This is a genomic window from Candidatus Amarolinea dominans (assembly GCF_016704685.1).
Classification (GTDB): domain Bacteria; phylum Chloroflexota; class Anaerolineae; order SSC4; family Amarolineaceae; genus Amarolinea; species Amarolinea dominans.
Genome location: NZ_JADIZS010000044.1, coordinates 1 through 19,936, shown reverse-complemented (window position 1 = coordinate 19,936; position 19,936 = coordinate 1). Strand labels below are relative to the sequence as shown.

General features: G+C 64.2%; 17 protein-coding genes, 3 tRNA genes and 1 pseudogene. 15 read left to right on the top strand and 6 right to left on the bottom strand.

What is annotated here, in order from left to right; genetic code table 11:
* Positions 1–9: 9 nt before the first annotated feature.
* From IPF85_RS21415 to IPF85_RS21395, 5 genes are all read left to right on the top strand, one after another.
* On the top strand, positions 10–831 hold the full coding sequence (locus IPF85_RS21415; RefSeq protein ID WP_343410092.1) for a hypothetical protein: 822 nt from the start codon (positions 10–12) through the stop codon (positions 829–831).
* A gap of 154 nt (positions 832–985) precedes the next feature.
* Complete coding sequence (locus IPF85_RS21410) at positions 986–2,416, top strand: RHS repeat-associated core domain-containing protein (protein WP_343410091.1); 1,431 nt, start codon at positions 986–988, stop codon at positions 2,414–2,416.
* Positions 2,413–2,904 carry a hypothetical protein gene (locus tag IPF85_RS21405; protein ID WP_343410090.1) on the top strand — a complete coding sequence of 164 codons (492 nt, stop codon included), beginning with the start codon at positions 2,413–2,415 and terminating at the stop codon, positions 2,902–2,904. Before IPF85_RS21410 ends, IPF85_RS21405 begins: the two co-directional genes overlap by 4 nt.
* A 78-nt stretch (positions 2,905–2,982) precedes the next feature.
* On the top strand, positions 2,983–3,114 hold the full coding sequence (locus IPF85_RS21400; protein ID WP_343410089.1) for a hypothetical protein: 132 nt from the start codon (positions 2,983–2,985) through the stop codon (positions 3,112–3,114).
* Positions 3,115–3,317: 203 nt separating this feature from the next.
* Entirely contained in the window at positions 3,318–3,686 is a 369-nt protein-coding gene (locus IPF85_RS21395; protein ID WP_343410088.1) for a hypothetical protein, read from the top strand.
* Between the two features lie 70 nt (positions 3,687–3,756).
* On the opposite strand, the gene IPF85_RS21390 is transcribed toward IPF85_RS21395, so the two are convergent.
* Together IPF85_RS21390 and IPF85_RS21385 are read right to left on the bottom strand one after the other, a co-directional pair.
* On the bottom strand, positions 3,757–4,689 hold the full coding sequence (locus IPF85_RS21390) for a DUF4349 domain-containing protein (protein WP_343410087.1): 933 nt from the start codon (positions 4,687–4,689) through the stop codon (positions 3,757–3,759).
* 193 nt (positions 4,690–4,882) lie between these two features.
* Complete coding sequence (locus tag IPF85_RS21385) at positions 4,883–5,662, bottom strand: metallophosphoesterase family protein (RefSeq protein WP_343410086.1); 780 nt, start codon at positions 5,660–5,662, stop codon at positions 4,883–4,885.
* Positions 5,663–5,892: 230 nt separating this feature from the next.
* Between IPF85_RS21385 and tsaE the strand changes: the two genes are divergently transcribed.
* Genes tsaE through rimI form a run of 3 tightly spaced genes read left to right on the top strand, consistent with a single transcriptional unit; the run spans position 5,893 to position 7,638 of the window.
* Positions 5,893–6,390, top strand: a complete 498-nt coding sequence (gene tsaE / locus IPF85_RS21380; RefSeq protein WP_343410085.1) for a tRNA (adenosine(37)-N6)-threonylcarbamoyltransferase complex ATPase subunit type 1 TsaE — start codon at positions 5,893–5,895, stop codon at positions 6,388–6,390.
* Positions 6,387–7,091, top strand: a complete 705-nt coding sequence (tsaB, locus tag IPF85_RS21375) for a tRNA (adenosine(37)-N6)-threonylcarbamoyltransferase complex dimerization subunit type 1 TsaB (protein WP_343410084.1) — start codon at positions 6,387–6,389, stop codon at positions 7,089–7,091. Before tsaE ends, tsaB begins: the two co-directional genes overlap by 4 nt.
* Positions 7,078–7,638 carry a ribosomal protein S18-alanine N-acetyltransferase gene (gene rimI / locus IPF85_RS21370; RefSeq protein WP_343410083.1) on the top strand — a complete coding sequence of 187 codons (561 nt, stop codon included), beginning with the start codon at positions 7,078–7,080 and terminating at the stop codon, positions 7,636–7,638. Before tsaB ends, rimI begins: the two co-directional genes overlap by 14 nt.
* Here rimI and IPF85_RS21365 read toward each other — a convergent pair.
* The 4 genes from IPF85_RS21365 to IPF85_RS21350 all read right to left on the bottom strand — a co-directional run bounded on the left by IPF85_RS21365 (position 7,617) and on the right by IPF85_RS21350 (position 13,803).
* Positions 7,617–8,477: a PHP domain-containing protein gene (locus tag IPF85_RS21365; protein ID WP_343410082.1), complete on the bottom strand. Its 861-nt coding sequence runs from the start codon at positions 8,475–8,477 to the stop codon at positions 7,617–7,619. The two genes, rimI and IPF85_RS21365, sit on opposite strands and share 22 nt — an antisense overlap.
* Positions 8,478–8,515: 38 nt before the next feature.
* Positions 8,516–10,504, bottom strand: a complete 1,989-nt coding sequence (locus IPF85_RS21360) for an alpha-amylase (protein ID WP_343410081.1) — start codon at positions 10,502–10,504, stop codon at positions 8,516–8,518.
* A gap of 151 nt (positions 10,505–10,655) precedes the next feature.
* Entirely contained in the window at positions 10,656–12,446 is a 1,791-nt protein-coding gene (locus IPF85_RS21355; RefSeq protein ID WP_343410080.1) for an SDR family NAD(P)-dependent oxidoreductase, read from the bottom strand.
* A gap of 25 nt (positions 12,447–12,471) precedes the next feature.
* Positions 12,472–13,803, bottom strand: coding sequence for a hypothetical protein (locus tag IPF85_RS21350; RefSeq protein ID WP_343410079.1), 1,332 nt, complete (start codon positions 13,801–13,803; stop codon positions 12,472–12,474).
* 323 nt (positions 13,804–14,126) lie between these two features.
* On the opposite strand from IPF85_RS21350, the gene IPF85_RS21345 reads away from it, so the two are divergent.
* The 7 genes and pseudogenes from IPF85_RS21345 to IPF85_RS21315 all read left to right on the top strand — a co-directional run.
* A complete protein-coding gene (locus IPF85_RS21345) occupies positions 14,127–15,764 on the top strand; it encodes a DUF5107 domain-containing protein (RefSeq protein WP_343410078.1) in 1,638 nt (545 codons plus the stop codon).
* Positions 15,761–17,692: a hypothetical protein gene (locus IPF85_RS21340; RefSeq protein WP_343410077.1), complete on the top strand. Its 1,932-nt coding sequence runs from the start codon at positions 15,761–15,763 to the stop codon at positions 17,690–17,692. Before IPF85_RS21345 ends, IPF85_RS21340 begins: the two co-directional genes overlap by 4 nt.
* A 68-nt stretch (positions 17,693–17,760) precedes the next feature.
* Positions 17,761–17,833 (top strand) — tRNA-Pro (locus IPF85_RS21335).
* 6 nt (positions 17,834–17,839) lie between these two features.
* Positions 17,840–17,910 (top strand) — tRNA-Gly (locus IPF85_RS21330).
* 18 nt (positions 17,911–17,928) lie between these two features.
* Positions 17,929–18,001, top strand: a tRNA-Ile gene (locus tag IPF85_RS21325).
* A 152-nt stretch (positions 18,002–18,153) separates the two neighbouring features.
* Positions 18,154–19,500: a CpXC domain-containing protein gene (locus tag IPF85_RS21320; RefSeq protein WP_343410076.1), complete on the top strand. Its 1,347-nt coding sequence runs from the start codon at positions 18,154–18,156 to the stop codon at positions 19,498–19,500.
* A 116-nt stretch (positions 19,501–19,616) separates the two neighbouring features.
* Positions 19,617–19,936 (top strand): annotated as a pseudogene (locus IPF85_RS21315) (tetratricopeptide repeat protein); the annotation flags it as partial.

Below are 19,936 nucleotides of genomic sequence, written 5' to 3'. Positions count from 1 at the left end.
GAGGATCTAGTGAAAATATGGCATAGAATTACCTTCGGCAAGCATGAAGGGGTGGAACATGTGATTGATAGCTTGGGTGTCAAGATCACGAAGACGCCGGGCTTCGATGGATACTATATAATCACGTTCGAGATCGATGAGACTGACCCACGCTGGCCCCAGATCGCTGAACTAGTCAGAGACAAGCAGGCGCCTGATTTCTACAATACCACCTTCACGCCACAGGAAATCTACGCTGCCGAGTGGATCCGTCTGATGCCGACCTTCGAGCAGGGTTACCCGCAGCCAAAGGAGGGCTGGGAGCTCGCGACCTACGCGCACGAGTGCCCGCAGTGTGGCGCCGGCTACCGCCAGCAGGCGCCGTTTCACCTGGCCAAGGAGCCGCGCTTGGGCAGACACGACTTCATGTCGTTCTACTGGGCCTATACGGTGTTCGTCACGCCCAATGTCCTCGATGTCTTGGCTGCGCAGGGTATCCGCGGCTACGAACGGTGGGATGCGCTCATCCACCGTACCGGTCAGCCGTCGCAAGTTGTTTCCCAGTTGTTCTTTCCCATCGTGGCTGGGCCAGGCCTGGCCGAGGAAGATAAACTGCAGCCGGAAACCTGTGCCCAGTGCGGCCTCACCAAGTACGGCTACCACAAGCGCGGGTACATGCACATCAAGCGCGCCGCGCTGCGTTCGGACGTAGACGTGCAATTGACACACGAATGGATCGGCAGCGGCGGGCACAGCGGTTTCCGGGAGATCCTGATCTCGAACCGTTTGGCGCGGTTGATCCTGGAAAACAACTGGCGCGGTGTCAGTATCAAACCCGTTGAGCTGATCTGACAATCCCCCTGTGGGATTGGTTTGCGAGCGTCCTCCCAGGAGTGCGTGTAATCCTGGGAGGACGGTCATCCGCGCGGCAATTCCCTTCGAGTCCGCCCGACCTGCCAAGCGGCAAGCGACCTTTACCAGCGGTACGAATGCGGGGATCTACCTGTTGGCGACAGCGGCCACGGGTGCGGAACGCGGGAACAGCTACCGGGTGTGGCAGGATGCAACCCATGTCCGTATCTACGAGAACGCCAGCACCAGCTACCTCCTCGTCGCCAGTTTTCCTGTGAGCAATACGGCCGGGCAGACGCACAGCTACCAGGTGATCTACGATCCGTTGACGGGCAAGGTGCAAGTGTGGCGGGACAACGTCTACCTGGGAAGCTGGACTGACACGACACCGCTCCTCAGCGGGAGCTACCTTTCGCTGCGCACCGATGCGTCCAACGTGCTGTTCGACAATTTGGTGGTGTCGGAGGTAGTGAAGTATTACCAGGCGGGGGGTCAGCGGGTGGCGCTGCGCAAGAACGGTGCGGTGAGCTACCTGTTCGGAGATCATCTGGGCAGCACCAGCGTGACGGCGGACGCGACCGGGGTGCGCACGGGGGAGTTGTGGTACAAGCCGTGGGGGGAGAATCGCGGGACGCCCTATCAGACAACGCCGACGCAGCGGCGCTTCACCGGGCAGGTGCTGGACGAGGTGGCGGGCGGGTTGTATTTTTACAATGCGAGATACTACGACCCGGCGCTGGGGCGATTCATCAGCGCGGATACGATCGTGCCTAGTCCCCAAAATCCGCAAAATCTCAACAGATACAGCTACGTCGGGAACCAACCGACCGCCTATGTTGACCCAACAGGACACGCACACTGCGTGGACACAGATTGTGCAGTCACCTGGCATCCCACCAAACATCGCTATATGATCAGCCCTGGCGCGCCTGGTGTTCGCAGTGTTGCCCAGAGCATTGTCGCTGACTTGGGCGGGGTCAACGATCTCGAAGCAATGGCTGTGATTTCTGACGTGGCGGCTGGCCTCTATCGAACTTGGGACCGTTTCATGCCTGAAATGGGCAAGATATTCACGGGATCGCCCGCTTACGGAACCTTCGGCCTGATAGCGCCAGCTCTCTCAACCATGCTCGGATTGGGGGGCGGCGGCTGTGCCGGCGTCGGTCGAGAACCGCACGATTGCCCAAGCAACACAGTCTACTTTCACGATACTGGCTTCCATTCGAACTTTCAAGATTATCACAACCAACCGTATCATATGTGGGGGTACATCGCCCAAACGGCGACACCCGGAGATATCATCAGTTTCGAACTGAACTTCATCCTATCTCAGTGGGGCAATCTCATACACGAGCAAGTACAAAGCAAGCTCAACTTGGATAGCGGATGGGGCACCAGTTGGCAGGACTGGGTTCTTTCAGAGGCTGGGGTATTGATCGGTTACAAGATTACTTATAATCTGATTACATCCCCTGCGGAGTTGGGTGACACACTCAGACGAGATCTCGGCCCACTTGGTCCTGGCAGCCGTGGTAGGCTTCAGCAACTGGAATCGAACTACGGGAAACTACGAGGTTCACCATGAACAAACAGATTGCTACGGGCCAAACCAGGATGAACGGTATGAGCAGGCGTTTCTTCATTGCCAATCTGGCCTTGTTGCTGGCGATCTCATGCGGATGCACCCTACCGATTTCGATCGCCAGGTTGCGGATGCCAGACTTGTCGAAATACACCACGCCCCTGGACTCGGAAACGATCCAGGATATCTGCATGAACTTCGAGATCAAGGACAACCGTTTGTGCATACAAGATCGGCCCGTGTATGCTCCTGATTTCTTCCCGATTATCCTTTCGACATTCGAACGCGGGGTATCCACGCGTGATGATGTCAAAGCCAAACTAGGGCGTTATGAGTATGGATGTGAACCACCCACTTATGAGCCAAGTTCGGAACTGACCTATTATCGTTGCGCCTACGATCTTAACGGTGATCGAGTATTTTTTGTGGGGATTTGGTACCTGGATAACGATGTTGTCTGGCGCATGACCGGCACAATAGGTGATGATTAGTGATCGCTACGCTTACAGCGAGGTGCGCCCTCATCATACATCACGCTGGTCTGTAGTGCAGAAAACCGGCTGACTGCGATGACCGGGGGCGTCACGGCCAGCTATGTGTACGACGGCGACGGCAACCGGGTCAAGGAGACCATCGGCCCGGTTTTCGGCCACGAATTGCACGAATTGACACGAAAAGACCCTGGAATTCGTGCAAATTAGTGAAATTCGTGGCAGAGAAAGCAAGGCGGATTCTTGCCACGAATTGCACGAATTGACACGAAAGGCCCCTGGAATTCGTGCAAATTAGTGAAATTCGTGGCAGAGAAAGCTGGGCGGATCTTTGCCACGAATTGACACGAAAAGGCCCTGAAATTCGTGCAAATTAGTGTAATTCGTGGCTGATTCCGTCCTGCAACGGCAACATGACCGGGCGCACGGTGGGCGGCGTGGCCTACACCCTGGTCTACGATGCGGAGAACCGCGTGCAGCAGGTGAAGCAGGGAAGCACGGTGCTGGCCAGCTACACTTACGATGCGGACGGCAACCGGGCGAAGGCGGTGATGGGGAGCAGCACGACGGTGTACGTGGGGGCCTACTACGAGAAGACGACGAGCGGCAGCAGCACGACGATCACGAAGTATTACCAGGCGGGCGGTCAGCGGGTGGCGCTGCGGGTCAACGGGGTGGTGCGCTGGCTGGCGACCGATGCGTCTTTTGCGTTAGCGGGATTTGCTCACACAAAGACACGAAGACACAAAGGTGTTCATCTGCGTCTTTGTGTCTTCGTGTGAGTCAAGAAATTTTCACACGAAGCCACGAAGGCGTTTGTCTGTGTCTTCGTGGCTTGCGTCTTCGTGTGAGTTACGAATCGGTTTTCTCGGACGACTCTGCCGCGGGCGGCAACGGCCGCGGGGTGCGGCTGGTGCGGCGGCGCAGCGCTCGGATCGCCAGCGCCAGCAGGACGAACGGCAGGGCCATCAGGATCAGCACGGGCAGCACGTAGATGATCAGCCAGATCACAGCTTCCACCAGGGCTTGCAGGGTCCTGATCAGGCGTGCCGAGGCTTGGCGGAGGGTGACAAGCGGCCGCCAGCCTTCCTCGATCACCGGTGCGTCCAGGGCATCGGGAATCAGCTCGACCTGGATCGTCGCCAGGGAGGTGAGGTTGGACAGAAACTGCATGCGCCCCTTGATCTGCTCGATCTCACCCCGAATCTGCGTGAGCTTCTCGTAAACTTCCAGAATATCGCTTGTCTTGGCGCCGGGCCGCTGGCGCACTTCGGTCAACAGGGCCAACAGCTCGACCTCGGTCGCCTCCAGGTTGCGCAGACGGCTGCCCAGGTCGGTGAACTCCTGGGTCACATCTTCACCAGACAGGCTGTCGCGCAACACGCGCACGGCCATGCCTTTGACCTGATCGAGGAAAGTGGGCAGGTTTTGACCAGGAACCCGCACAGTCAGCGTGCCGCGTAGTTGCTCGCCATCACGGAACAGGTTGGAGTCGGCGATATAGCCCCCCGCGTTCAGCGCCAATGTGCGGATCGCTGTGGCCGTGGCCTCGGTGTCCTTGATCACCATGCTAATCTCAGCACGCTGGATGATCATACGATTTTCCAGGGCTGGCGACATTCCAGCAGCATCACCAGCGGCCACTGCTTCCGTGGCTGCCACCTGCCTCGGCGCTCCGTCTGCGAACTGCTCATTGGGCGAGGACGCCGGGGCCGCGCCTCCGCACGCCACCCAACCCAGGGCCACCACGAGTAACAAAATGCTTGTCAATACTTTGCGTGACATCGTCGAACCTCTCTTTCTTCGCTATCGCACTTCGCTTGCAGATCCATCGCGCCGGCCGCAACAGCCAGGCTCACTGCTTGTGCCCAGGGCAACGGCGGCGCATCATCATCGTATCATTGAATAGGCAATCGCTTAATGTGGACGGCCCGCAAAAAAGAATTGTTCCAGGCGCCGGCGATTGAAATCGCTGCAACTACCAGCCAAACGAGAGGCGATTGATGAGGCGTTCCGGCAGTCCGGCGGCCAACATGCGATGCTGCGTTTCTTCGATCGGATATTCAACCCGCACGTAGGTCCACAGCCGGGTCTCGGTGTCCAACAGGGCGTAACTGGCGCGCGGATCATGGTCACGCGGCTGGCCCACACTGCCCGGATTGACAATCAGACGCACCTGGTCGAACGCCAGGGTGACGTCGGGCGGGCCAGGGGTCAGGCGATGCTGCAGGCAACGCCCGAAGGTCTGCCCATCGCGCCGATCGACGCGATAGCTGAACATAGTCGGCACGTGGGTGTGGCCTACCAGGCAGCAGCGAAAATCGGGCATTTCTTCGAAGTTCTCACGCGCAATGCGCGGCGACAGGACGTATTCCCACACCGGATCACGGGGGCTGCCATGCACCAGCATGAACGGCCCGCGCTGCACCGCCTGCCCAGGGAGGGTGTCCAGGTAGGCGCGTGTTTCGTCGGTCAACTGCGCGCGTGTCCACAGCACGGCCTTCTGCGCCTCGGGATTGAAATCTTCGACGTTGATCTCTTTGCCCAGCACGGCGTAGTCATGATTGCCGGCCAGGCGCACCGTCAACTGTGGTTCCAACGCAGCCAGGCGTTCGATGCAGGCGTTGGGGTCCGGCCCGTAGCCCACCACGTCACCCAGGCACCAAATTTCGTCGTAGCCGCGGCCCTGTGCATCCTTGAGAACCGTCTCCAACGCGGCCAGGTTACCGTGAATATCAGAAATGACTAAAACCTTCATACTGTTTGCGCTTTTCTCACCGCTTGCCTCACTGTGGCGGGCGGCGCCCCATTCTGTGTCTGAATTTGTCCCGCGCTTGCATTAGACCTTTTCGGGAATAAGCCAGGTTGTAGTCCGACGCCGTTCTTCCCGATCAGGTCTATTATACCCAGGTCACGCCAGATTACCAATGCACTGCGGGCTGTGCTACAATCGCCCTCATCAAGCACTTGTTTCGACCGGAGTTTGCCTTGTCTGACGAATCGCTCACCGTTGCAACCCACACGTGGATCAGCCACAGCCCGGCCGCGACCTTTGCCCTGGGCCAACAGATAGGACGCCTGGCGCAGCCGGGCGATGTGCTGGCGCTCAGCGGCGACCTGGGGGCCGGCAAAACCGCCCTGGTGCAGGGCATCGGCGCCGGCCTGGGCATTGCCGACCAGATCACCAGCCCCACCTTCACCCTCGTGGGCGAATATGACGGCCGTCTGCATCTCTACCATGTGGATGTCTACCGCCTGGTCGCCGCGCCGGCCGAAGCACTGGCCTTTGGCCTGGATGACTTGCTGGGCGCTGACGGGCTGACCGTGATCGAATGGGCCAACCTGGTCGCCACCCTGCTGCCGGCCGATCGCCTGGAGGTGCAGCTCACCTGGCTGGATGACCTGACGCGGCGCCTGGTCTTCACCGCCCACGGCGCCCGGCACGCCGCGCTGCTGCATGACCTGGCCGCGGAGATGACCCCATGACTACACCCCTGCTGCTGGCGCTCGATACCTGCACCGACCTGGCCAGTATTGCCCTGTATGACGGGGAACAGGTGCTGAGCGAAATGACGTGGCACTCCAACCGGCGTCATACCGTGGAACTGCTACCCCAGGTTGTCGCCATGCTCACGCAGGCCGGCCTGACCGCCGCCGACGTGCGCGGGGTTGCGGTGGCAATTGGCCCTGGCTCCTTCACCGGCACACGGGTGGCCCTGGCGCTGGCCAAAGGGATGGCAACCGCCAACGACCTGCCGTTGTTTGGCATCGCCACGCTCGACGCCATTGCCTATGCACACCATGCCCAGGCATGGCCGGTGACCGCCCTGGTGCAGGCCGGCCGCGGTCGCGTCTGTTGGGGGCACTACATCCAGGCTGCCCGACCGGGCGCGTGGCAGCAGGTCAGCCCCTTTGCCATCAGCAGCATCGAAGCCGTGGCCGCAGCCATCCACGCGCCCACCCTTTTTGCCGGCGATCTGCTGGCCAGCACGCGCGCCGTCCTGACTGCACAACTGGGCGCGCACGCGCACTTCGCCTCACCCGCGCTGACCGTGCGGCGGGCCAGTCTCCTGGCCGAACTGGCCTGGCTGCGCGCTTCCTGGCCGGCGCCACCGATGACATCACCACCCTGGCGCCCATCTACTTGCACGATCTGCCTGCAGGCCCCGGCGCATGACATCACCTGACGCCCTGTTCCCCGTCGTTGCCATGCAACTGAGCGATCTCGATGCGATCATGGAGATCGAGCCGATCCTGTTCACTGGCGATCCGTGGCCGCGCAGCATGTACGAGCATGAGATCGTGCGCAACGAGCTGTCATTCTACCGGGTGATTCATGGTCAGGCGCCGGCGCAGCCGCCTGTCCTGGCCTATGCCGGTGTGTGGATGCTCTACGATACCGCGCATGTATCCACCATCGGCACGCATCCGGCCTGGCAGCGCCGCGGCCTGAGCACCTGGCTGCTGCTGCACCTCATCGAAGAGTCGCTGCGTCGCGGCGCTGTCGAAATGACATTAGAAGTGCGCAAGTCCAATCTGGCTGCCCAGGCCCTCTACCATCACTTCGGCTTCGAGAAGGTGGGGCGGCGCCGGCGCTACTACCGCGATACCGGCGAGGACGCCCTGCTGATGACCCTGACCGCGCTCGATGCGGACGCCGTGCGCCAGGCGCTGACGGACATCCGCCAGCGCAGCATCGCCCATCTGCGTCGTCAGATGGGCGTTGACGACTGACGCCGCGCCTTCAGGGCTGTCACCGCACGCTCCGGCACATAGACACTGCCCAACTCCGCGCGGTCGGCACGCGGACCGTGGAAATCGGTGCCGCCGGTGGCCACCAGGCCGTAGCGCTGCGCCGCGGCCAGAAGCTGCTGCACCTGGCCCTGGGTATAATTGGGATAGTAGCACTCCAGCCCCACCAGCCCAGCTGCGATCATGTCTGGCAGCGTCTGCTCCAGGTTCACCTCCACGATCGGATCGCCGGTGAAACGGGCAATGATCGGATGCGCCAGCACCGGCAGCCCGCCCACGCGCTTGATCGTCTGCACGGCTTCCACCGGCGTGAAGCGCATGCGCTCCACATAGGCCGGGCCGTCGCGGCCGATGTAAAGGGTAAACGCCTCATTCATGGAGTTGACATGTCCGGCTTCTAACAGGGCGCGGGCAATGTGCGGCCGGCCGATGGGCGCATCGCCGGCAATCTCCTGCACGCGCTGCCAGGAGATGGGCACACCCAGCGCGCTCAGCCGCCGCGTGATTTCCTCGCCGCGGCGCTCGCGGCCCGCGCGCAACCGGCGCAGCTCGGCCTGAAACGGCGCGTCGGTGACATCAATGAAATAGCCCAACACATGAATCTCACCGCCAGGCACATCGGTATTGATCTCGATCCCCGGCAGCACTTCGATGCCGGCCGCCGCGCCGGCCGTCAGGGCTTCGGCCACGCCATCGGTGGTGTCGTGATCGGTCACGGCAATCGTCTTCAAGCCAAATTCCAACGCACGCGCCACCAGTTGGCTGGGGGTCAGCGTGCCGTCGGAGGCCGTGGTGTGACAATGCAGGTCAACATAGTTCATTTTCGTAACATCTCCGTAACACTGAGTTGATCCGGCTCTCAGGCCAATTCGAACCAAACAGCCTGGCCGGGCTGCAAAACCAGGCGCAGGCGCTGCTCGGCATCAAGCGGATAGGCCGCGCCGTCCAGTTGATCCACCAGGACAGCGGGCACGCCGGGTAGCGTCAGCTCGACCGCCTGGGGATTGAAGTAGTCGCTGTTTGCCAGCACGATGAGGCGCGGCGTATGCTGCCGCGTCGAGCGCAGGATGGCAAAGACGACAGGGTTGGCAGGCAACTGGCCGAAGGCGAAAGTGTCCGGGTCGAGATCTGCGATGACAGGCGCCAGGCGGGCGCGGGTCAACAGAACCTGGCGCATCCAGGCTGCCAGGTGAGTCGCATGGCCGGCCGCGGCCGGCGCCGGGTTTTCCCAGGGGTAGGCGGCTGCGCTGAAAAGGGCCAGCGTTGACGCGGGATAGCGCGCCTGTTCGGCGGGTGAGAAGCCGATGCCCGTGTTGAGCGGTTCGGTGGCGCCCAGCTCGAAGCCGCCATGCAGCACCGGCATGGCCGGCAAGGCGGCGCAGATCGCCCAGGCAAAGCGGACATAGGCCAGGCCGCCAGGGCGTTTGGCCGCGCGCATCGTGTCATGCGTCTCCGGCGTCGCGAAGAAGGGGAGTGGGACGCCGGTCTGCGCCATCTGCGCCAGGAAGTGCGCGGCGCTGAGCTGGTCGTGCAGACTGGTGGGAAAGCTGCCCAGGGTGGCGTTGTAGCCCTCGGCCAGGCTGTTGAGCGGCGAACCGAAGTTTTCATCCCAGAAGGCAAAATCGGGCTTGATGGTCCGCGCCGCGGCCACCATGGCGGCCTTCAGCGCGCTGGGCAGGGCATGACCCATGTCAATCATGACGCCGTCAATGTCGAACGTATCCTGATAATGCGGGATGATGCCGACGATGCGCTGCCACAGCGGCAGCACCGCTTGCTCCGGCCGGGCCAGGCGGCTGTCGTACAGGCGGACCGCGTTGTAGGCGATGTAGTTGAAATCGGGATGATCGTAGAGGCGCAGGTAGGTCACATCGGTCCAGGGTGGCTGCATGTCGCCCGGCCAGTCTGAAAAGGCGCTGGGCACGCGCACGATGCGGCCATCGGCCAGGCGCCCAAACCAACGGCCATCAATCATTTCGATCTGATCGGGTGCGGGCGGCGGGGTGAAAAAGGCCTGGTGCGGGGCCGGCGGCGGCGGCAGGCGGTCGAAGCGGCCCTCGTTCGCCTCGGCGAAGATGAAAGCGAGTTCCTCCGGTGAAAAGATGGGCGCGCCATAGGCAAGGGTCGCGTCGGCGGGCGACATACCAGGCTGGCGGGCAGGCACGCGGTCGTCAATCCAGTAGAACCACTCCGGATGCTCGGCCACCCAGTCGGCGTCGCGCGCGGCCGTGCGAAAGACGAATTCGAGCACCACGCGCATGCCCAGGTGGTGCGCCGCTTCCACGAACGCCTTGAATTCCGTCTCGACGCCTAAATCGAGCCGCGGTTCGCCCAGGTTATCGTCCAGACGGTAGGGGTTGCGGATGGCATAGGGTGAACCAAGATTGCCCTTGTGGCCGTCCTTGCCCACGGCGGTGACCGGCAGCAGATAGACGGTGTTGATGCCCAGCCAGCGCAGCCAGGGCAGGAGGGCGATGCACTTGAGGAAGGTGCCGGTCTCGCGCCAGCCCTGGCTGTTGAGCGGCAGGGCCAGCGTACCATCGCCATCATGATCGAAGGCGGCTGCGGCACGGGGAAACAGGTTGTAGGCGACCGCGTTCTGGCTCCAACCGCCCCCGGCCGGGCCAACAACCAGCGGCTGCGCAGGCTGTTGCGCAATGGCCTCGATCGTGTCCAGGAAAAAACGCAGGGGGTTGACCTGGCGCCGCGTGGCCGGCCCGGCGGGGTCGAGCCACAGGCCGGGCACGGCATAGGCAGCGGCCTGATCGCCTTGCCCAAATAACAGTTCGCCTAGCCGTTGATGGACCTGGGCCAGGGCAGGTAGTGTAGCATCAGGTAAGGTTGACATCATGCTTTCATCGAATCATTGAATCATCGAATCGAATGGTCAGTTCTGGGGCGCAACATTGTACCATCGAGATGCAGGATTCAACCAAAACGGCAAGCCCGCGCTGCGGCGGCGCGCTTCTCGAAACTTGCGGTCGCCCTCGCTGTCGGCCTCACGCGGCCGGTTGGCGCCGCAGCAAGACGGGGCCAAGGCGGTCAAGGAGCCAGCCGAACAGCGGCTCAACCCACTGCACCATGCCCCACCAGGCAGGGATATACACCACGCGTCGCGGATGGCGCAAGGTGGCGATCACGCGCTGCGCAACTTTCTCTGGAGTCACGGCCGCCAGGCGTTCTCCAGGGATGCGTCGGCCTGCCGGTTGGTGAGCCGCGCGGTCGTAGAACTCCGTCTGCACACGGCCGAGGCGCATCAGGCTGACATGCACGGCCGTGCCGCGTAGCTCGCGGTGGAGCGCCGTAGAAAAGCTATCCACGAAAGATTTGGTGGCGCTGTAGAGGGCTGCGCCCTGTTCGGGCAGGTTCCCGGCGATCGAGCCCATGTTGATGATATGTCCTGCACCGCGGGTTTGCATGTCATGCAACACCAGCAGCGTCAGGTGCGTCAGCGCCGTCATATTGGTCTGGATCATCGCCCGCGCCACGGGCCAGGGCATATCAGCGCCATAGCCATACCAGCCAAAACCGGCGCTGTTCACCAGGACATCCACGGGGCCGGCAACGGCGGTTGCCTCATGCAATACCCGCAGCCGCTCCAGTTCATCGGTCAGGTCGGCGGCGATCATCCAGGCTTCACCGCCGTCGCGACGGATCTCGTCCACCAGCCGCTCCAGCCGATCGCCGCCGCGCCGCGCGACCAGGACAACTTTCAGCCCCGCGCGCGCAAGCTGGCGGGCCGAGGCCGCGCCGATGCCGCTTGAAGCGCCTGTCACCAACGCAACCTGGCCGTGACACGCCAGGCGGACGGTTGTCTGGCGTTGCCAATGAGGCGAGCGCTTGAGCAACGCACGGCGTACCAGCGGACGGAAGAGACGGACGAAATGCCGGCGGACGCCGAGCAAGTGGGACAGATCGCGCACATAATCATCGAGGTCACGCGTCTGAAAGCGCAGCAGGCGCTGACTCTCCGCGGTGTCCAGCCAATCGGTGCCGAACGGCGCGGTCGCAAAGGCTTCTGGGGGTAGCTGGCCCGCACCCATCGCGTCCAGGATCGGTTGGATCATGCCCTGGTAGGTAAACTGACAGCGTGGCCCGCCGCCGATGAGCAGGGTTTTGCCCCAGATGTCGTCGCTGCTCACGGCGTTCGCCAGCGCCAGCCCCACGTCGCGCGTGTGAATGTACTCGATGCGGTTGTTCAACGGTACATCGAACATGCCCGGGTCGAGCTTGAGGGCCAGGGGCAGGGTGGCGGCCAGGCGTAAGATGGCCCATGACAAGCCCGACGCCCGGATCATCTCCTCGCAGGCGACCTTGTGGCATGCGTAGTGCTCGAAAGGCTGCACGGGGTCGGTCACCGTGCGCGGGGGCGGCAGATGCTGGGTGCGGCCGTAGACGTGGAGCGAGGAGGTGAAGACCAATTTTGGGGGATGGGGCTGCGCTTGCAACGCTTCGATCAGGTTGCGCGTGCCACCGACGTTGACGGCTTCAGCCCAATCGGGCCGCAGCTCTGATTCGATACCGGTGTGTGACATTTTGGGGATGATGAACGCGACATGGAGCACTGCATCCACGCCGGTTGCGGCGGCCGCGACGTTCTGGCGATGGCGCAGATCGCCCCACAGCACTTCGACGCGTCCGGCTGCGATGTGGTGGCGGTAACGCCGCACGGTTCGCCGGTTGGTGGTTGTCTCCAGATCAAAGCAACGGACCGTGTGTCCCTGGCGCAGCAATTCGTCGAGCGTGCTGATGCCCACGTTGCCGAAAGCGCCGGTAAGTAAAACCTTCATCCCAGTGTCTCCTTCGGTGTGTCTGTCAAATGACGGGAAGTGAGGGCTGGCGGTCTGCGTCTTGCCAGGCCGCGCCCCAGAAACCCAGAACGGTCCAGGTGAGCAGGCGGCCCTGGGTGGCCTGGAAGGGGTAAAAATCAAAGAGGCCGATCACGATCAGGGCCAGCAGCGCGGCCGTGAGGCCCAGGAGGGAGGCCGGCGGGGTGCGCTGTTTGATCCAGGCCGCCAACGGGGCCAGCATGAGCCACAGCCAGAGCAGTCCGCCCAGGGGGCCGAGTTCAACCAGGGCCAGGAGAGGCGCCATATGCACCGGCTGCGGCGCGTAGGCGCCGAGGAGATCTTGATTGCCAACCAGCGTCAGGCGGGTGAACTGCGCCAGACCGATGCCGGGCCAGGGCGCGGTGGTCAGGCGGCGCCAGGCAATGGCCAGCGTGGCGCCACGCTCAGCGATGGAACGCACCTCGGCGCCGGCGCCGGTCAAGCCCAGGCGGCTGGCGAGGATGGGCCAGGTGACGATGCCAAAAACGAGACCGAGGCCAAGCAGGGGCAGGACGATGCGGCGCACGAAACGGCGACGCCTGGCCGGCGGCTGCCCCCACAGGGCACGGCCGCCAATCAGCAGGACGCCCAGCGCAACGCCGATCCAGGTGGCGCGGGAAAAGGTGACGGCCAGCCCGGCCGCGGTCAATGCCAGCCCTGCGTACCAGGCCCAGCGCAGGCGCACGTTGCTTGTGCTGACCGTGGCCAACGCCCACAGGAAGGCCACCGCCAGACAGCCGGCCAGGATGTTCGGGTGCTGAGTCAGGCCATAGGGGCGCAGCCAGCGCACCCCGGCGGCGTAGATCACACTGACGCCTGGCATTTGCTGGCTGAGCGGCACTTCGCCCACGAAGCTCAGCCCAACGGCGTGCTGGACAGCGGCCTGCGCCAGCGCGATGATCGCCTGCAGCGAGCTGCCTGCCAGTAACAGTGCCGGCGCGGCGCGGCGCAGCCAGGGTGAGCCGGCAATCACCAGCGCCCACAGCGTCACCAGGCTGAGGCGCGCCGATTGGTAAAGCGCGAGGTCACGATCGGCAGAGACGGGAACCAGGGCGAAGGCCAGGAGCGGCAAGGCCAGCAGCGGCCACAGCATCCAGCCCGGCAGCGCAGACAGATCAGGCTTGGTCAACAGCCAGGCCATCACCGCGACCAGCAGCAGGGCATCGGTGGCGTAGAGCGAGAAATCGGTCAGTTCGTGGAACAGAATTCCTTCGAACGGGCGGCGCACCACGATCCAATGCCACCACCAGGGCAGCATCAACAGCACCAGGGCGCCAACGCCGTTGCGCACGGAAAGGAGAAGGTTGCGAATGGACAAGATGACCTCACACGCAGGGTGCGGCGGTTGCCGCGTGGCGTAGAATGAGAAATCAAGGCAACGCGATTTTATACTGCAGGCGGGCACGAATTGCGCCTGTTTCCGTAGGCGGAAGGGTGAAGTCTATTCCCGCTTGCAGTATATCACACTGGCGGCAGATCGGGAACTCGCAGCAGAAATGAAAATGATCCCCGCGCTTGGCAAGTCGGGCAATTGTGACTATAATCGTTGATATGCGCAGACGATGGTTCGCCCTGGAAGATGAGAGCCAAAAAACTCCTGGCTGGACGCCTGTTGGCAGCCGTTGGGCGTCTGTCCCCGCGATGACAGCCTGGTTGGCTGCGGCCGGCCGGCGTCTGGTGATGGCTGGCCTGGCGCTTGCCGTGCTCAGCGCATGTCAACAGGCAACGCCCGCGCCTCCAGGCCCGGCCGGCGCGGGCGTCACAGCCCCTGCCACCGAGGTTGTGCCCAGCGCAACACCCGCGCCGCCCACAGCGACGCCCGCCCCGCCCACAGCAACGCCCGCGCCGCCCACGGAGACGCCCATTCCGCCCACGGCGACGCCCATTCCGCCCACGGCGACGCCCGTCCCGCCCCCGGTCACGCCTGCCCCGCCCGCGCCGGCGGCGACGGTCAGCGTGTACGAGCGGCAGATCACGTTCGGCGCCTATCCCTACGCGGCGTTTCAGCGCAAAGTGACCGACCCCCTGTTCAACTGGACGTGGCCCATGCTGGACCGGGCGGCCTACGCGGCGACCGCGCCACAGCCAACCCCGCAGACCTGGCGCGAGATCGTGCTGGAAAATGAGTTCCTGCGCCTGGGTGTGCTGCCCGATTTGGGCGGCCGGCTGATCGAATGTTTCTACAAGCCCACGCAGCACCAGGTTTTCTATCGCAATCCGGTGCTCAAGCCATCGCCCTGGGGGCCGCCTGGCCGCGATGGGTTGGAGGCTGGCTGGCTGGCGGCCGGCGGCGTCGAATGGGGCCTGCCGGTGGAAGAGCATGGCTACGCGTGGGGCAGCCCGTGGGGCTTCGACACCCCGCAGCCCAGCCCGGATGAGGCGACGATCACCATCTTTCAGGAGTCGCAGGGCCGTTTGCAGATCAGCGTGGACATCACGCTACGCGCGGGCGAGGCGGCGTTTTCCGTGCGCACCCGGTTGACCAACCCAACCGACCAGCCGGTGACGTTCAAGTATTGGGTGAACGCGATGCTGGCTCCTGGGGGGGGCAATCGCCCTGGCCCTGAACTGCGCCTGATTCTGCCCGCCTCCGAGGTGACAGTGCATTCGACCGGCGATACGTCCCTGCCCGCCGCGGATCAGGCCATGACCTGGCCCGTTTACCAGGGACGCGATCTGAGCCGCCTGGGCAATTGGCGCCAGTACCTGGGATTTTTTGCCAGGCCCGCGGCCGGCGCCAGCTTTGCCGGCGTCTACGACCTGGCCGCGGACGAGGGGCTGGTGCGCGTCTTCCCGGCCGATGTCATGCGCGGGGTCAAGTTCTTCGGCCTGGGGTGGAGCGATCCGCTGCCTGCCAGCCTTTACACCGATGACGGTTCCGGCTACCTGGAAATGCACGGCGGCCTGGCGCCGACCTTTGCCGACAGCGTCAGCCTGCGCGCCGGGGAGACCCTCTACTGGGAGGAGACCTGGTTCCCGGTGGCCGGCATTGGCACGTTCGTGTACGCCAACCAGGACGGCGCCGTCAATCTGCGGGCCACGGCGCAGGGTTTGCAGGTGGCGTTCTTTCCGGTGCGTCATTTGCGCGGCACGCTGACTGTATCGGTGGCCGGCGCGGCCATTGCCAGCCAGCCGGTGACGCTCAGCCCGGCGCAACCGTTCGATCAGGTGATCGCGGCGCCGGGAGATGTGCCGGCCCGCGCCGTGGTGTCCGTCCAACTGCTGGACGCCGACGGCGCGGCTATTCTTCAATTCGAGCAGGAGATGACACTGCGGTGACATCGCTCAAGAGAGATTCCAAGACCGATCCTCGCCCGGCCACGCTGGCGCCGGGTACAGCGAACCCAGTGCAGCCCCTGACGCCAGGGCCGAACGGACAGCACCCGGCGCCGCTGCCGGTGACACGTCCGCGGACACGCCTGGTCGCGCGCCGCTGGCGCGGACCGGGTTGGCGTTGGCTCACCGTGTACAGCCTGGTGCTGATTTTGGGCCTGGTCGGCGTGCTGCTGGCCGGCATAGGTGGCGTGCGCGAGGGGCTGGAGCAGCGCGCGGCGATCCAGGCCACGGCGGTGACCAATCATTACCAGCGCGGGCTGGCGCATGCGCAGGCGGGCGAGAGTGCGCTGGCGCTGGCTGAATTCGAGATGGTGCTGCGCCTGCGCCCCGATCATCTGGAGGCGCGGGCGGCCATGCTGCGCGTGATGGCAACCACGGCCACGCCGCAGCCGACTTCACCACCGGCGCCGACCCCCACGCCGCCGCCGGTGAGCACGCCGTACACCCTGGATGTCCTGCTCGGTGAAGCGCAGTCATTGTACGATCAAAAGGAATGGACACAGGCCGCTGAACGCCTGGAACGGATCCGGGCCACGGATGCCGCCTATGAAACCGACACCGTGACGAACCTGCTGTACAAAATTTACTACAACACCGGTTCTGACCTGATTGCGGCGGGCCGGCTGGAAGAGGGAATCCGCCAGATCGAACGGGCGCTGGCGTTGCGGCCGGACGACAAGGCCGCCCTGGAGCAAATACAGTTGGCCACGGCCTACCTGCAGGCTATGGGCTATTGGCAGGCCAACTGGCAAAAGGCGGTCAGCGCTTTCGCTGAGCTGTACAAACAGCGGCCCAATTACCTGGATGTGGAAGTCCGCCTGGCCAACGCGGCCATTGCCTACGGCGATGCGATGGCTCAGCGTGGCGCCTGGTGCGACGCGGTGACCCAGTACGCCATCGCCCTGCAAGTGCGACCCAGCGCGGCCCTGCGCGCCACGCGCGACGCGGCCAACAGCCAGTGTAGCAGTCAAGCCAGCACCGCGGCCACGCCTACCGGCGCGGCCAACACAGACGCGACGCCGCCCGCCCCTGCCGGCGCCGCGCCGGGAACGCCGGCCGGCGCCCTGGCCGCCGGACGCATCTATTTTTCGACCTGGGACAGCGAGCGCAACAACTTCGTGCTCTACCGCGTGACGGCCGCGCCGGGCGCGAAGCCGGAAGCGCTGCTCACGAACGTGCGCCAGCCACGCGCCGCGCCGGGGGGTACCCGCCTGGCGGTGCGCAATGCCAGCGGTAGCGAAATTGGGCTGGCCACCATCACTGCCACGGGCGAAACGCTGCGCCGCGTGACCACCTTTGCCGAAGATGGGATTGCCACCTGGTCGCCCGACGGCCTGGAATGGGTCTTCGCCTCCAACCGTGAGGGTGACCGGCGCTGGCGCCTCTACCATGCCTGGGCCGAAGGCACCGAAGCGACGGAGTACATCGTTTTTGGCCGCAGCCCGGCCTGGTACCCCGGCAAGAACATCGCCTATGACGGCTGTGACGACGAGGGCAACCGCTGTGGCTTGTGGCAAATGACCCCGGATCGCGGCCAGCGCACGCCGCTGACCGACGTGGCCGGCGACACCTCCCCGGCCTGGGCGCCCGGCGGCAGCCGCCTGGCCTTCATGTCCAGCCAACGCAGCGGCAACTGGGACATCTTCGTGCGCAACATGGGGACCGGCAAGATCAGCGCGGTGGCCGCCAGCCCGGGCATCGAAGGGCTGCCCACCTGGTCGCCTGACGGTGCGTGGATCGCGTTCATCTCCAATCGCGAGGGAAGTTGGGGTCTCTACATCACGCAGCCAGGCGCCGCGCCCGTGCGCCTGCTGACCCTGCCCGGCACCCTGCCAGACTGGATGGATGAGCAGATTACCTGGGGGCCGTGATTTGCATTCACCATTGACGCCTGTGCGTTTGCTTGCTGTCCATTTTTGCAGTATACTAAGCGCCTGTTCGGGGCGTAGCGCAGTTGGCAGCGCACAGCGTTTGGGACGCTGGGGTCGGAGGTTCAAATCCTCTCGCCCCGACTGCTTGCGGGTGTAGTTTAGTGGTAGAACACCAGCCTTCCAAGTTGGCTGTGAGGGTCCGATTCCCTCCACCCGCTCTCGATACGGAGAGCCACGGGTCCCTAGCTCAGCGGTTAGAGCGGCCGGCTCATAACCGGTTGGTCCTCAGTTCGAATCTGGGGGGACCCATCCATTGACAAGGACGAACGACCCATGGGGTCGTCGTCCTTTTTTTGTGCCAGCCCGCCGAAACCCAAACCCAGCTGCCAGCCCTGAAATTGACAGGCCCACCGTCCTATTTTATACTCCGCGTGGCGGGCCGATCCCCGCCGGAGGTAACGATGACCCACTCTGTCGCTCAATCCACCACGCTGACCTGCCCGGCCTGCCGGCGACCCTTTCCCGCCGAGGTCTGGCTGATCGTTGACACGGCCGAGCGGCCCGATCTGCTCGCCCGCATTCAGGATGGCAGCCTGCACGCCATCCCCTGCCCGCACTGCCGTCACGCCGGCGCGGTGGACGCGCCGTTGCTCCTCTACCGGCCCGGCCAGACGCCGCCGATCCTCTTCTCGCCGGCGGAACGAACCAGCACCGAGCAGGATCAGGAGCACGCCCGCGGCCTGCTGGGCCTGCTCCACGACCGCTTGGGGTCAGAATGGCAGGACACCTGGCTGGCGCAGGGCCTGAACGCCGTACCGCGGCAGCTGCTGCCGACCGCTTTGAGCGGCGATCCGGAAGCAGCCTTGCGCGAGTTGCAGGATGACCTGCAGTCCGAGATCGAACGACTGCAGCGGCAAGACCCGACAGCCAATGAACGCCTGCAAGCAGCGGCCCGCGAGGCGCAGGAAGCCATGTCTAATCCCTTCTGGGCGAGTCTCCAGGCGCTTCTGCAGGCCGACTCCATGGCGTCCCTCTTGCACGTGGCGCAAGATCACCCCGCGTTGTTGACCGACGAGTCCGCCGCGCGCATCGCGGAAGCCGCGGCCAATGCCCGGCGTCAGGGCGCCGAACAGGCCGCCAACGACCTGGAACAGCGTTATCAACTGCTGCGCAACACGCAGCGCGCCGCTCAGGAGGCCGGCCTCTCACCAGAGCAAACGCTCGCCGCCACCACGGTGCTGGAACAAGGCCTGCACGATACCCCCGATCTGGCCGGCGTTTCCGCCTTGGGGCAGACGATCCAGACCTTCGTCAACGCCCGCACCTGGGATGACTCGCAGCAGATCGTCGAACAGCACCCTGAGCTGCTCAGTGATAAGGCCGATGTCCTGTTCGGCCAACTCATCGCCGCCGCCCAGGCGTCGCAAGTTGACGGCGGCGCAGCCGAGCTGGAAGAACACCGCGACCTGCTGCGCCGCTGCCGGGAAGTGGGCATCCCGCGCGCCTTTGCCGAGAAGGTGCTGCCGCCGGAAGCGTTGGCCGAGGCCGAACGCCTGGGCCTGGCGCCGGAAGAATTCCTGGCCGCGGCACGTGCTGCCCAGGATATGCCGCCGGCCCTGCGTGAGGTGTTGGCCGAGCTGGCCGCCAATGGGGCCGAAATCCACTCTGCGGAAGACCTGGAGCGCGCCCTGGCCAGCCGGCCCGATCTGCAAGCAAAGCTGGAGGCTGCCGCTCCTGCCAGGGGCGCCGACATGCCATCTGAATTACAGCCTATTCTTGAGCAACTCTCTCAACCAGCGCATTACTGACATGCCCCGCCGGTGTCGACCTTTGTCGCCATGCACTTTCCTCGCAGCGGGAATCAAATGCCCTGCCTGCGGGCGCCTCCACCGAACTGGGCAACAGCCTGGCTCAGAATCCCCTCGGCGACCGGGCGGAGAACCTGGAGCAGGCCATCGCCGCCTACCGCCAGGCGCTGGAGGTGCTGACCCGCCAGGCCATGCCGGTCGAGTGGGCGACCGTCATGATGAACCTGGCGAACGCCTACAAGAACCGCATTCGGGGCGACCGGGCGGAGAACCTGGAGCAGGCCATCGCCGCCTACCGCCAGGCGCTGGAGGTGATGACCCGCCAGGCCATGCCGGTCGAGTGGGCGACCGTCATGATGAACCTGGCGAACGCCTACTCTGACCGCATTCGGGGCGACCGGGCGGAGAACCTGGAGCAGGCCATCGCCGCCTACCG

Excerpts from the sequence above, each read along its gene's own strand:
- IPF85_RS21360 (WP_343410081.1), bottom strand. The coding sequence starts at position 10,504 with ATGTCAACCTTACCTGATGCTACACTACCTGCCCTGGCCCAGGTCCAT.
- IPF85_RS21365 (WP_343410082.1), bottom strand. The coding sequence starts at position 8,477 with ATGAACTATGTTGACCTGCATTGTCACACCACGGCCTCCGACGGCACG.
- IPF85_RS21395 (WP_343410088.1), top strand. The coding sequence starts at position 3,318 with ATGACCGGGCGCACGGTGGGCGGCGTGGCCTACACCCTGGTCTACGAT.
- tsaB (WP_343410084.1), top strand. The coding sequence starts at position 6,387 with ATGACTACACCCCTGCTGCTGGCGCTCGATACCTGCACCGACCTGGCC.
- rimI (WP_343410083.1), top strand. The coding sequence starts at position 7,078 with ATGACATCACCTGACGCCCTGTTCCCCGTCGTTGCCATGCAACTGAGC.
- IPF85_RS21320 (WP_343410076.1), top strand. The coding sequence starts at position 18,154 with ATGACCCACTCTGTCGCTCAATCCACCACGCTGACCTGCCCGGCCTGC.
- IPF85_RS21400 (WP_343410089.1), top strand. The coding sequence starts at position 2,983 with ATGACCGGGGGCGTCACGGCCAGCTATGTGTACGACGGCGACGGCAAC.
- IPF85_RS21405 (WP_343410090.1), top strand. The coding sequence starts at position 2,413 with ATGAACAAACAGATTGCTACGGGCCAAACCAGGATGAACGGTATGAGC.
- IPF85_RS21385 (WP_343410086.1), bottom strand. The coding sequence starts at position 5,662 with ATGAAGGTTTTAGTCATTTCTGATATTCACGGTAACCTGGCCGCGTTG.
- IPF85_RS21345 (WP_343410078.1), top strand. The coding sequence starts at position 14,127 with ATGACAGCCTGGTTGGCTGCGGCCGGCCGGCGTCTGGTGATGGCTGGC.
- IPF85_RS21355 (WP_343410080.1), bottom strand. The coding sequence starts at position 12,446 with ATGAAGGTTTTACTTACCGGCGCTTTCGGCAACGTGGGCATCAGCACG.
- IPF85_RS21390 (WP_343410087.1), bottom strand. The coding sequence starts at position 4,689 with ATGTCACGCAAAGTATTGACAAGCATTTTGTTACTCGTGGTGGCCCTG.